The sequence below is a fragment of the uncultured Salegentibacter sp. genome, assembly GCF_963972535.1.
GTDB lineage: Bacteria > Bacteroidota > Bacteroidia > Flavobacteriales > Flavobacteriaceae > Salegentibacter.
The window spans coordinates 1-12,951 of sequence record NZ_CAXAVR010000078.1 but is presented as its reverse complement, the minus strand read 5'-3'; the positions used below and the strand labels follow the sequence as shown (position 1 = coordinate 12,951).

Annotated in this window: 13 protein-coding genes; 4 read left to right on the top strand and 9 right to left on the bottom strand. The window is 36.7% G+C overall.

Annotated features, from left to right (window positions below; all coding sequences use genetic code 11):
* The 5 genes from AACZ30_RS09920 to AACZ30_RS09900 form a co-directional block, all read right to left on the bottom strand.
* A partial coding sequence (locus AACZ30_RS09920; RefSeq protein ID WP_339649116.1) for a helix-hairpin-helix domain-containing protein occupies positions 1-833 on the bottom strand: 833 nt, incomplete at its 3' end.
* 12 nt (positions 834-845) lie between these two features.
* On the bottom strand, positions 846-2,924 hold the full coding sequence (locus AACZ30_RS09915; protein WP_339649113.1) for an amino acid carrier protein: 2,079 nt from the start codon (positions 2,922-2,924) through the stop codon (positions 846-848).
* A 170-nt stretch (positions 2,925-3,094) separates the two neighbouring features.
* A complete protein-coding gene (locus tag AACZ30_RS09910) occupies positions 3,095-3,325 on the bottom strand; it encodes a PspC family transcriptional regulator (protein ID WP_075325989.1) in 231 nt (76 codons plus the stop codon).
* Positions 3,326-3,343: 18 nt separating this feature from the next.
* Entirely contained in the window at positions 3,344-4,624 is a 1,281-nt protein-coding gene (locus AACZ30_RS09905; RefSeq protein WP_339649111.1) for a DUF2851 family protein, read from the bottom strand.
* Between the two features lie 43 nt (positions 4,625-4,667).
* Entirely contained in the window at positions 4,668-5,372 is a 705-nt protein-coding gene (locus AACZ30_RS09900; protein ID WP_339649110.1) for an SGNH/GDSL hydrolase family protein, read from the bottom strand.
* Between the two features lie 68 nt (positions 5,373-5,440).
* Here AACZ30_RS09900 and AACZ30_RS09895 point away from each other — a divergent pair, with 68 nt between their 5' ends.
* The 3 genes from AACZ30_RS09895 (at position 5,441) to AACZ30_RS09885 (ending at position 6,633) form a co-directional block, all read left to right on the top strand.
* A complete protein-coding gene (locus AACZ30_RS09895) occupies positions 5,441-5,995 on the top strand; it encodes a hypothetical protein (RefSeq protein ID WP_339649109.1) in 555 nt (184 codons plus the stop codon).
* 108 nt (positions 5,996-6,103) lie between these two features.
* On the top strand, positions 6,104-6,289 hold the full coding sequence (locus tag AACZ30_RS09890) for a hypothetical protein (RefSeq protein ID WP_339649108.1): 186 nt from the start codon (positions 6,104-6,106) through the stop codon (positions 6,287-6,289).
* A gap of 119 nt (positions 6,290-6,408) precedes the next feature.
* The gene (locus AACZ30_RS09885; RefSeq protein ID WP_208224693.1) at positions 6,409-6,633 is read left to right on the top strand and encodes a hypothetical protein; all 225 of its coding nucleotides are present in this window, start codon (positions 6,409-6,411) and stop codon (positions 6,631-6,633) included.
* A gap of 107 nt (positions 6,634-6,740) precedes the next feature.
* Here the strand turns inward: AACZ30_RS09885 and AACZ30_RS09880 are convergent, their stop codons facing one another.
* From AACZ30_RS09880 to AACZ30_RS09870, 3 genes are all read right to left on the bottom strand, one after another.
* Complete coding sequence (locus tag AACZ30_RS09880) at positions 6,741-8,843, bottom strand: alanine/glycine:cation symporter family protein (RefSeq protein WP_339649106.1); 2,103 nt, start codon at positions 8,841-8,843, stop codon at positions 6,741-6,743.
* Positions 8,844-8,986: 143 nt separating this feature from the next.
* Positions 8,987-9,967, bottom strand: coding sequence for a cysteine synthase family protein (locus tag AACZ30_RS09875; RefSeq protein ID WP_286760437.1), 981 nt, complete (start codon positions 9,965-9,967; stop codon positions 8,987-8,989).
* 80 nt (positions 9,968-10,047) lie between these two features.
* Positions 10,048-11,280, bottom strand: coding sequence for an FtsX-like permease family protein (locus AACZ30_RS09870; protein WP_339649105.1), 1,233 nt, complete (start codon positions 11,278-11,280; stop codon positions 10,048-10,050).
* Between the two features lie 9 nt (positions 11,281-11,289).
* Here AACZ30_RS09870 and AACZ30_RS09865 point away from each other — a divergent pair, with 9 nt between their 5' ends.
* Entirely contained in the window at positions 11,290-12,522 is a 1,233-nt protein-coding gene (locus tag AACZ30_RS09865; protein WP_339649104.1) for a DUF1343 domain-containing protein, read from the top strand.
* A 56-nt stretch (positions 12,523-12,578) separates the two neighbouring features.
* On the opposite strand, the gene AACZ30_RS09860 is transcribed toward AACZ30_RS09865, so the two are convergent.
* Positions 12,579-12,951: four helix bundle protein (locus AACZ30_RS09860; RefSeq protein WP_339649103.1), on the bottom strand; the 373-nt coding region annotated here is incomplete at its 5' end.

Below are 12,951 nucleotides of genomic sequence, written 5' to 3'. Positions count from 1 at the left end.
ATTTTATCTGAAGGAAAACTTTCTATTTTTGATAATTCTTCAAAAGAACTAATTTTTTCGTGTAGTTGGCGGTAATCTATAATCTCCCGGGCAAGCTCATATTTGATGTACGGAACATCTACCAGGTCCAGAATTTTCGCCTTATTAATATTTATTAAGCCGAACTCTTCATCTTTAAAAACCTGAAATTGCTGCCGCAACTTTTCCCGCGTTTCATAATTTAAACCATAAATATCTTTTAACTGAATCTCGCTTCTAAAACCACCAATTTTAGTCCGGTAGTTCACTATTCTATTGGCCAACACCTCACCTATTCCATTTACCTTTTGTAGTTCTTCAGCTTCAGCTTTATTTAAATCTGAAATAGGGGTTGAAGCTATGGCTTTTACTTTGCTTTTTTTCTTTTCAGCCTCAATCACCCAATCCGGGAACTTAAAATAAGGAGAAATTGAAGCGAGTAAAGAATCTGAAACACCCGTAACTTCTTGAAAATATTTTGCAGAATTAATCCATCTATCCTCATCTCTAAACTGATGAAGCTTATCAATCTCCTCTACACTCATTCCTAAAGTATAACCTTTAAAATCGGTTATATAATTTGGATTAAAAGGATAGATCTTAACCGAATCTGCTTCAGCCCGGGCTAGTTTTATAGAATCTATTTGAGCTTGAAAAGCTTCAATTTCTTCCCGGGATAAAGCTTCTGAATCACTTTCCGAAGAAAAATCAGCAAAAAAATAAATCGCCTGAAAAAGAATTATAATTATTACCAAAAGAAAAATCCCATTTTGTTGGCTCCTGTTGAACACAAAATGGGATTTTATCAATTTCATTATTTTACAAGGTTAGCTGGCTTTTGCCTCTCGTTGTTTCTTGAATAATTCTCCTGCTTTTAGCTTTCGGGAATACTCATTAAGATCTTTTCTTACTTCACTAGACATAATATAAAGTCCTATAATATTCGGGAAGGACATCGCAAGGATCATCATATCAGAGAAATCTAATACGGCTCCTAAACTAATGGAAGCTCCTACCACAACAAATACAAGGAATAGTATTTTATATGCCAATTCTGTTTTTTTGCTTTTTCCGAATAGATAAGTCCAGGAACGCATCCCGTAATAAGACCAGGAAATCATTGTTGAAAATGCAAATAAGAAAACTGCCATTGCCAACACATAAGGGAACCAGGAAACTACACTTGCAAAAGCATCTGAGGTTAATTGAACCCCACCTACTCCTTCTACTTCGTGCATTCCGGTAAAGATTAATACTAAAGCAGTTAAAGTACAAACCACTACAGTATCAATAAAAGGCTCTAATAAAGCGACAAAACCTTCAGATGGCGGGTGATTTGTTTTTGCTGCCGAGTGAGCAATCGCTGCCGACCCAACACCAGCTTCGTTAGAGAATGCTGCACGTTGAAAACCAACAATTAGCACCCCTATAATTCCACCTTTCATCGCTGTAGCGTTAAAAGCTCCATCGTAAATAGCTCCAAATGCCGGAACAATATTTTCTATATTTATAAATATTACAGTTAAAGCACCAAGAACGTAAACTGCAGCCATAAATGGCACCACCTTACCGGTTACTTTAGCAATACTTTGAATACCTCCAATAATAACAATACCTACAAGAACTGCTACTCCAATACCAAACCAAAATCCATTACCAATTAAGAAAGTAAACTGGCCGGAAAGGATTTCAAAAGATTGATTGGCCTGGAACATATTTCCACCACCAAATGAGGCACCAATACCTAAAATAGCGAAAAAGGCAGCAAGGAATTTACCTAAACCACGCATATTTCTTTTTTCAAGTCCGTAGCGCAAATAGTTCATTGGTCCTCCAAAGATTCTTCCTTCAGAGTTTATAAATCGATATTTTACACCAAGCGTACATTCTACGAATTTTGATGCCATACCCAGTAAACCTGCTATAATCATCCAGAAAGTTGCTCCTGCACCACCAAGGGAAATTGCCACGGCAACCCCGGCAATATTACCCAGACCTACTGTAGCAGAAACTGCGGTTGCCAGCGCCTGAAAGTGAGTAATACTACCCGGCGCGTTAGGCTCATCATATTTCCCTCTGGCAAGGTCTATAGAGTGTTTAAATCCTTTAAAGTTGATGAAGCCCATTTTTACAGTAAAGAATGCTGCACCAAAAATTAACCACACAACAATAAAAGGAATATTATGTTTCTGTGGAGTTCCGTTAGGATTGGTTAGAATTTGCGGTTCATCATATTGAATTTGGGCCAACATATGGGCGTTTGTTTCAATAAGGTCTGAACTATTTTGATAGTCCCATATTGTTTCGCCTTCTCCTACCAGATATTCTACTGTTCCGGTAGCATTGGCCATAACCTCTAGATCACCGCTATTTTGAGATCCTACAATGGCAATAAGGTCACCTTCTTCTACGTGAGCTCCTTCTTCTACCTGCCATTCTTTTAAGATGAATTTATCTTCTGTATCAGCACTCCAATCTGGAGTAGGGACAAAACTTTTTTCTGCATATACCTTTGGATCGTAGATTCCTACAGCGGTAAATGGATCCCAGAAAAGAATAGCCGTCATTCCTTCTACAATGGGAACAAAAGTACCGTTAAAATGTTCGGTAATAGCATCAGCCTTTATTTCAAAACTTTTTGTTACAGAATTACCTTCACTGTCGGTAACTGTTACTTCATAAGGAACTCCTTCGGTAAGACCTTCTGCTCTGGATGATTCTAAAGAAGTTTCGGGGTCAGACCATTGGTATTTATAAGGAGGTACTCCTCCTTCAACCTCAAGATCAATAAACCCGTTATTAATAATATTGGAAGGATTGCCAACTTTGGCCTGGACATCCAGTTCTTGTGCATTAATCGCTAAAATTGAAAACAAAAAGAACATTGAAAGCAGATACTTTCTCATATAGTATAAAGGTTGTTTAATTTAGATTGATAATTTCCGCGAAGCAAGATGCTAAAAAAATGGGCCTTTTCAAATTTTTGGGAGTTAAAATGTAAAGGTATTGTTAAATTTAGTTTGATTAAATCCTGAAGAAACCTAAAATTATTGATAAAAATGCAGTTAAACCCCGGTTATAGATCAAAAACTGAAGTTCTTTTAGTGTATACCAAATCTTTAAGTTTTAACCAAAATGCCAGTACCAAATACACCACAAACCAGGAGCCCAGTGTTACAAACGAGGCATAAATAAAAAACAAGCGTACACTTTTGGCGCGCATTCCCATTTTATCGGCCACTCGGGAAGAAACATAAAAACCATGTCTTTCAAAAAAATAACGAATATTGTGCACCATTTTTGTCATCGTTACAAATATAAGATTTTAAGTCTTTCGTTGCAGTAATTTTACACCAATAGCACAATCAAGACATTTATTGGCGTCACAATAATTTTTTTTTAAGTGTACCATAGCCTGGGAATGTAAAGCGTTTTGCGTACTGCCATTTTTAATTTTATTAAAATTCTGAACAATTTTATTATTCTCGGCAGGTATTTTTTCTATTAGCTCTAGTAAAATTTCTATTTCATTATTACCACGCGATTGGGAATAACAAAAACGAAGCGGAATAATAGTATTTATAAGCACCAGCTCTTTAAAAGCGAGACTTAGCCTTTTTTCCCTCTCTCTATGTTTCTTCGGAAATGAATAATGCTCCCGCCAAAATTCAGAAGTTTCTACATCTAAAATTTTATAAATAGGCTCTAAAGATTTTGAAGCAATTAATTCTGAAAACAAATTCTTCTGCTTAAAATAAAGCGAAGCCAACTGAGATAGCCTAATATTCGGAAAATTATCTGGCCGTAACCTGAAATATTTTGGAGGAATCACGCCACAATTTGAGAGTTTGTATTTATGTTTTAGATAAGCATATTCCTGCTGCAGTTTTTTATAAAATGGAATATTAAATTGCTTACTAAGCAAGCCGGCCTGGCCAAAAAACAAAGCTTCAAGTTGTAAATTATTTTGAGAGGATTTCTGCACCACAGAAAAATCCAGACTTTGCGCCATACTTAGAAACGCATCTCCATTAAGATTAAGCCCAAAGTTTTTAGCTAACATCTGAAATAAAACCGCTTCCCAGTTATTCCCAGATTTCGCTAATAAATCTAAAATAAATATAGATTTTTCTTCTAAACGCTCTAAATAAAGACGCTCCTGCCAGTGACGCAGAGTGAAATCATCTACTTCTTTAAAATTTTTCTCACAATTAATCCAGTTTTCAGCAGAAGCAAAAAGTTGGCGATATCCCATAAGTAAATCCTGATTCACAAGATTTTTTAAGCTTAAAGCGGGTATAGAAGTTTTATCATGCCTTTGTACCTCAACATCGTCTTCCCAAACTACGTGTAAAATAACATTATCGTAATTTGTGTCTTTTTCGTGTTGGTGAAAATACCAGTCTGATGCTTTGATATGCAACTCCACATTCCCGGCCCAGAGCTGGTCTCCAATTTTTAAGCGCGCATTGAAGAAATCGGGGCCCGAATTAAAATTATGAGTTCCACTATCTATTAGAAGTACTTTTTCTCCCTGCGTGGTTTTTGCATTGGTGAAATCGAATTTCTTGTATTTCCAGAGATAATGTAAAAAATCTTCGCGCATCTTTTAAAATTAGAAAAATGCGCTTTAAGGCCAGCTTTTTAAGCTACTGGGGTAACATTTGGGGGATTTCATCTATAATTTCTTCCACCCAATATCGATACATCAATCCGCTGGGGTGTAAATTATCTTCGGCAATAAGGGCGGCATCGCGTTCGGCTTCACGAGAAATTGGAGTAATATTATAAAAATCGACATTAAATTCTGCAGCAACTTCCTTAAAAACCGAATTAAATTCATCGATTTCCTGACCAATAGTTTCGGCATTTTCCTGGCCAAAAGGCGTCACCCCATAGTCTGGAATACTTAAAGCAAAAACCCCTTTTTCTCTTCTTTTGGAATGATTAAGCGCCAATTTAAAGATCTCACGTAATTCTTCTTCGTATGCTTCAATGCTTTTCCCCTGGTATTGATTATTAACCCCTATTAAAATAGAAACCAGGTCAAATTTCCTGGTATAATTAAGTTCAGAGCGCATGGCATTTAAAAGATTTCCCGTGGTCCAACCTGTTTTAGCTATAATCTTAGGCGGTGCTACTTTGTAACCATTTTCATTTAGACGCGCTACCAGCTGGACCGGCCAGCGTTTGCTTTCAGGCACACTTTCTCCTATTGTATAAGAATCTCCCAGCGCGAGATAACTATAATTCATTTCTGAAGAATTATCGGTTTCTGTATCCTGGGTGACAGAATTAGATGTGTTACAACCAATTATTAAAAATGCTAAAATTATGAAGTAGAAATTTTTCATTCAGAATCTGTTTAAGGCTTTAAATAGTGTATTTTGCAGCAATTTAAAACTTTTAGCCCATTTGTAATATGAAATTATACTTCATTTTATTCTTTTTTAGCAGCGCAGTCTTTGCTCAGGAAAAACCGGCAAAAAGCTTTTGGAACCAACTTCAGCAACACTGCGGTAAATCTTATGAAGGCACTATAACCCAGGGGATGGGCAATGATGATTTTGATGGCAAGAAATTAATTATGCACGTGAGATCTTGTGAGGAAAATGAAATTAAAATCCCATTTTTTATAGGAGAAAATAAATCCCGAACCTGGATTCTACAATTAAAAGATAATAAAGTTGAGTTGAAACATGATCACCGCAAACCCGATGGCAGCGAAGATAAAATAACTCAATATGGCGGCACGGCTTCTAACACCGGGTTAGCAAACATCCAGGTATTTCCTGCTGATGAGGAAACGGCCGAATTTATTCCCGCTGCGGCAACCAATGTTTGGTGGATAAGCTTAGATGATGAAATTTTTAGTTATAATCTTAAAAGAATAGGTACTGAAACTAATTTTAGGGTGGAGTTTGATCTTTCTAATCCAGTAAAAACTCCAGATGCTCCCTGGGGATGGGAAGAATAATTTTAAGATTATATTATAGGCGATCCTAAATTCTGGTTAAACCTAAAGGATACAATTCCATTTTTAAAATTTTGTTTATCTTTTTTAAAGTGAACAAGCAACTCCATTATGAAATCCAATCAAAAAAATAAAAAAAACAGTTCTATAAATATTGCCTCAAAACCAAGGCAAGAAAAAGAAGAACCCCAAACCGGAATCGGAGGTTTCTTTTCTAAAGTTGGATATTCAATTTGGATAGCGGTAATGGTAGTTGGTGGTATAATTGCTTTCCTGGTTTCCCTCCTGGTATTATGAAAAGTTTAAAAACGTTCTTTTTTATAAGCTGTCTTCTTTTTGCTCTTCTCCAAGCTCTTTATTTTTTTGAGATCCCACTCCCCGATTTCATCAATTTCTACTTGGCAAATTTTCTTTGTATGCCTATTGTATTAAGCATTTGTCTCTATACGGTACAGTTCCTTAAGAAGGATAAAACTTTACGTTTAAACCTTTTTACCATACTTTCAGTATTTGTGATGTATGCCATTTATTTTGAAGTTATTCTACCACCACTGCACTGGAGGTACACGGCCGATATAATTGATGTGCTTCTATATTTAATTGGAAGTTTTCTCTTTTATTTTCTTCAGAAATTACCATAAGTAAACTCCATCGAAGCGAGCTCACGAAGCTATTAAAAAGAATAATATTCTATTCCAAGCAAAGTATCATAGCAATTCAATCTCGATTATAGAGTCAATTTACCTCCTTAAGCTGCTTTCCTGAATTTTTCACTGATGTAAATTTCTCCCGCTTTAAGTCGTTTCAGGTAAATTTTCATATCCTCCCGTACTTCAGAAGACATTATATATAAACCTATGATATTAGGAAAAGACATGGCTAAAATCATCATATCAGAGAAACTAAGTACGGCCCCCAGGCTTGTAGAAGCGCCAAGAACCACAAATAGAAGGAACATAATTTTATAAACGGTTTCAGATTTCACACTTTTCCCAAAAAGATAAGTCCAGGATCTCATTCCGTAATAAGACCAGGAGACCATAGTTGAAAATGCAAATAAGAAAACGGCAAAAGCCAGAACTGCGGGAAACCACGAGATCACACTACCAAATGCATCTGAGGTTAACTCGACTCCTCCAAGCCCATTCACTTCGTGCATACCGGTGAAAATAAGGACAAGAGCCGTCATAGTACAAACTACCATAGTATCTATAAATGGTTCTACCAAAGAAGTAAAACCATCGGCTATAGGATTATTTGTTTTTGAAGCACTATGCGCAATTGCAGCAGAACCTACCCCGGCTTCACTGGAAAACGCTGCCCGCTGTAAACCAATAATTAACACCCCAATAAATCCTCCTTTAAGTGCATCAGCAGAGAGTGCTCCATTAAAAATTGCAGAAAAAGCACCACCTATATTTTCTATATGGGTGCCAATTACAATAGCACATCCAAGAATATATACCATAGCCATAAAAGGAACCACTTTTCCGGTAACTTTAGCAATACTATTAATACCGCCAATTATTACCACCCCAACTAATATAGCGAAGCCTACACCAAACCAAAAACCGTGACCCTGTAGAAATGGTAATTGCTCAGAAACAATTTTAAATGCCTGGTTAGATTGTAGCATATTGCCCCCGCCAAATGAAGCCCCAACGCCAAGAACGGCAAAAAGGCCGGCAAGAAATTTACCAAGACCTCTCATATTTCTTTTTTCAAGGCCATATCTCAAATAATTCATTGGTCCGCCAAAAATTCGGCCTTCACTATTTATAAATCGGTATTTTACCCCTAAAGTACACTCTACAAATTTTAAAGACATAGCAAAAAATCCTGCTAAAAACATCCAAAAGGTAGCACCGGCACCACCAAGGGAAATAGCTACTGCCACGCCCGCGATATTTCCTAGACCAACTGTTGCAGAAACAGCAGTTGCCATAGCCTGGAAGTGAGTAATAGTACCCGGTGCATTTGGGTCGTCATACTTCCCCCTGGCCAGGTCTATTGAATGCCTGAACCCACGGATATTAATAAACCCAAGTCTAATCGTAAAAAAGATACTTCCTATAATTAACCACATTACAATAAAGGGAATCGCATTCATCTTCACATCTCCATTAGGATGTAACAAGGGTTGCGGCTCAGCGTAAACTACTTCTGCAAAAACGTGTGCATCCTGTTCTACAACATCACTGGTACTATTTGGATCAAAAATTACGTGGCCTTCTTTAACCAGGTAATTGAGTCTTCCTTTTACAGGCGAAAAAACTTCAATTTCATCCCCTGTATTGGTTTGGATTATGGCAATTTTATCGCCTTCATTAACCTCGGCATTTTTTGTGATTAACCATTCTTTTAAAGTATAGGAATTATTGCTTAAAGCATCCCATTCGGGAATAGGAATTTGTTTAGTGGGAGTATACACCACGGGATCAAAAATACCCAAAGAAGCAAATGGATCCCAAAATAAAATCCCGCCAAGAAAATCTACGGCGGGCTGTACATTACTATTAAAAATTTCGGTGATAGATTCGGCAGGAATTGTAAAGGATTTAGAAACAGATTTATTATTCGCATCTGTCACTTTAATGGTATGTTCCATTCCCTCAATTAAACCAGTAGATTTCCTGGCATCTAAGGCAGTAGATTGATTGGTCCATTTATACTGGTATGGCTTTTCTCCCCCGGTTACAATAACTTCGGCTATCCCGTCGTTAATTTCCCGTGAAGGGTTTGAAAGAGTTACTTCTACCTGTAAATCAGAATTATTTTGTGTGTTTTCCTGTGCCCCGGTAATGGCTGTTAACATTAAAAATATACTGGTAAAAAGCCATAAATTCCTCATAAACTAAATTTCTTTACTATTTATCTGATATAATATTATTTGCATAAAAAAATGAAAGTATTAAAAATTTATAATAATATATATTTTTAATACTCTCAGCTAAATATAATTTCTGAACATTTAATTCAGAATTCATATAAAAATTAATCGATGAATCCTTGTTTTTTCATCCACTCATCGTTGAATATCTTTCCTACATAACGGCTGCCATGGTCGTGAAATAAAACAACCACCACATCATCTTTGGTAAAATGTTCTTTAAGTTGAAGCAATCCTTTTGCTGCAGCGCCGGCTGAATTTCCTAAAAAGAAACCTTCTTCTTCGGCCAATTTACGAGTATAAACAGCGGCGTCTTTATCGGTTACCTTGGTAAATCCATCAATCACACTAAAATCTACATTTTTTGGTAGAATGTCTTCTCCAATCCCTTCGGTGATATATGGGTAAATCTCTTTTTCGTCAAATTCCCCGGTTTCATGGTATTTTTTAAAAACCGAACCATAGGTATCAATTCCCCAAACTTTAATATTCGGATTTTTTTCTTTTAAATATTTACCAACTCCCGAAATAGTTCCGCCGGTACCAACTCCCACTACAAAATGAGTCACTTTCCCATCGGTTTGTTCCCAAATTTCAGGACCGGTACTTTCGTAATGTGCTTTGGTATTTGCCAGGTTATCATATTGATTCACATACCAGGAATTTGGAGTTTCCTCAGCCATTCTTTTTGAGGTTGAATAATAAGATTGTGGATCTTCTGGGGCAACATCGGTGGGACAAACTACCACTTCGCAACCTACGGCTTTTAAAATATCTATTTTTTCTTTGCTCTGTTTATCAGAAAGTACACAAACCATTTTATAACCTTTCACAATGGCTGCAAGGGCAAGGCCCATTCCTGTATTTCCAGATGTTCCTTCAATAATAGTTCCGCCGGGTTTTAAAAGTCCCTTGGCTTCAGCTTCTTCTACCATTTTCACCGCCATACGATCTTTAACCGAATTTCCCGGGTTAAAAGTTTCATATTTTGCTAAAACCAAAGCGTCTATATCTTTAGTGATCTTATTCATTTTCACCATTGGCGTATTCCCAATAGTCCCCAATATATTTTCTACGTAATCCATTTCTTTATTTTTGAAGTTGCAAAGGTAAAAAATTGAATTTACTTCAATAGAATCACCAAAAGCACTCGATTTGTTATAATTTATTCAAATTTAATTGCTCTGGAAGGAGAAATCTTTGAAATTATTACTGAAGGAATTATCAACATCAGCATACATAAAATTAAGGTTCCCAGGTTTACCGCTAAAATATAGTCCCAGCTTAGATAAACGGGAACTTCAGTCACATAATAGGTTTCAGGATTTAATGGTACCAGTTTAAAATATTTCTGCAGCAATAATATTCCGATTCCGATTAAATTTCCCCAGAAAAGTCCTTTAATAATAAGGTAACCGGCATTGTAAAGAAAAATCTTTCTAATACTCCAGTCGTTACCGCCCAGGGCTTTTAAAATCCCGATCATTTGGGTGCGCTCAAGAATTAAAACCAGCAAAGCAGTAATCATATTTATCCCGGCGACCAAAATCATAATTCCAATAATAAGGGCGATATTAAAATCGAAAAGCGCCAGCCATTCAAATATCGAATAATACTTCTGGTTTATGGTTTGCGTATCTAAAAACGACCCCGTGTTCTCATAAACTTCCTGGCCCTTTTCATCAATTTCGTCAAAATCGTTTAGAAAAACTTCAAAATTGCCTACCTCATTTTCTCCCCAGCGATTAAGACGTTGAATATGCCGAATATCGGCCAGCACATAGAGTTTATCAAAGTCCATAAACCCAGAATCATAAATACCGGAAACCACAAATCCACGGGTTAGCGGTCTATCGCTGCCATCACGTAGAAAATAAGTTGGAATTTTATCTCCTACCTTTAATTGAAGCCTGTTCGCTAAATATGCTGAAACTAAAACCTCATCATTCAGTTTATTATCAACATCTGGCAGTTCACCTTTAACCAAGAAATCTTCAAAATAACTCCAGTTATAATCGGTGCCCACACCTTTTACCACAACCCCTTCAAAATCTGTTTCAGTACGAATTATCCCAAATTTTGTTGCCACCGCCTGTACGTGGGCAATACCATCAACGGTATTAAATTCAGGATAAAAATCCTGGTCTTTATCAACCGGGGTAAGCGTAACCTGCGAGCTGTTATTATCGTAATTAGAAATATTGATATGCCCGTTAAAAGCCGCAATCTTATCCCTTATTTTTTCCTGCAAACCAAGCCCGGTAGCAAAAGAAACCAACATCATCACCACACCAATAGCAATTGCCGCAATCGCTATTTTTATAATAGGCGCAGAAATACTACTTTTATGGCTTTTACCGCCGATAAGGCGTTTAACAACAAAAAATTCGAAATTCAAATTATCACGATGCTTAAAAGGTTATTCAAAAGTACATTTTTATTCGCTTTTATAGGTATTCTTTCCTGCGGAAACCAAAATAAGAAAGAGCAATCTTCAGAAGAAATTGCAATAAATAATCAAGATGAAACCGCTGTTAAAGACATTATTCTCGCAGCCAATCGTACCGAAGCTTACCTTCCTTTGTTGAAGGGAAAAAGAGTGGGGATTGTAGGAAACCAGACTTCAATTATGAAAAATGAAGCGGGAGAATTTACCCACGTAGTAGATTCTTTGCTGGCCTTAGAAGTGAATCTGGTAAAAGGTTTTGCCCCTGAACACGGCTTTCGTGGAACAGCTGATGCCGGCGAAGCAGTAGAAGATGGTAAAGATGCTCAAACCGGCTTACCGGTAATTTCGCTTTATGGTGATAACAAAAAGCCGAAAGCCGCACAGCTGAAAGATCTTGATGTTTTAATTTTTGACCTACAGGATGTAGGAACCCGTTTTTACACCTATATTTCTTCCTTACATTATGTGATGGAAGCCTGTGCCGAAAATAATGTGCAACTTATTGTTTTTGATCGCCCAAATCCTAACGGACATTATATAGACGGCCCCATCCTGGAAACCGAGTTTAAAAGTTTTGTAGGAATGCATCCAATCCCAACCGTTCACGGCTTAACTATGGGAGAATATGCAAAAATGATTAATGGCGAAAAATGGTTGAAAGACGGCATTCAATGCGATCTTGAAGTTATAGAAATGGAAAATTACAACCACTCTAAAGCTTACGATCTTCCGGTGAAACCTTCACCAAATTTACCTAATGCACAGGCTATAAATTTATACCCAAGTCTATGCTTCTTTGAAGGAACTAACGTAAATGCCGGTCGTGGCACCAATAAACAATTTCAGGTTTTCGGATCCCCCTTTTTAAATGAAAATTATTTTGATTTTGCTTACACTCCAGAATCTAAGCCTGGCGCAAAAAGCCCAAAACATCTCGGGAAAGAATGCTATGGTCGGGATCTTAGTGAAATAGCACGGGTAGATCAAATAAATTTAGAATGGCTAATTGAAGCCTATCAAAACACTGCGAATAAAGATGAATTCTTCAATGCTTTTTTCACAAAACTGGCGGGAACTAAAGAATTACAAACTCAAATTGAAGCCGGTATATCTGCTGAAGAAATAAGGGATAGTTGGCAGCAAGGTTTGGAAAATTTTGAAGTTAAAAGAAAGCAATACTTAATTTACTAAGGGGATACGAGTTGCGGGTTTCGGGTTTCGGGTTTCGGGTTTCGGGTTTCGGAATATTAACTTTTCCAGTTCAATTCTACATATTGAATGAATTTATTAATTTTTGCTCCCAGAATTTCGTAGTCCTTAACTAGGTCTTGATGAGGCCCCATAATAGCAGGATAAAGGTGTAATAATTTATTAAAATGTAAAATGGTTTCATCATTACTGGCATGGGAATAAGTTAAGAACTTAATGAAGTCAGCTTTGTACCGTTTTCTTCCATAACCTTCAACAATATTTGTAACTACAGAATCTGAAGATCTTCTTATTTGACTCCCCAATTCATACAATTCATATTTGGGAAGCTTTAAACTTAGAGAATGAATTTTAAAGAATAAATTCAGGGAAGCATTATAAATATCAAGATCACGGTAACTCGAGCTCATA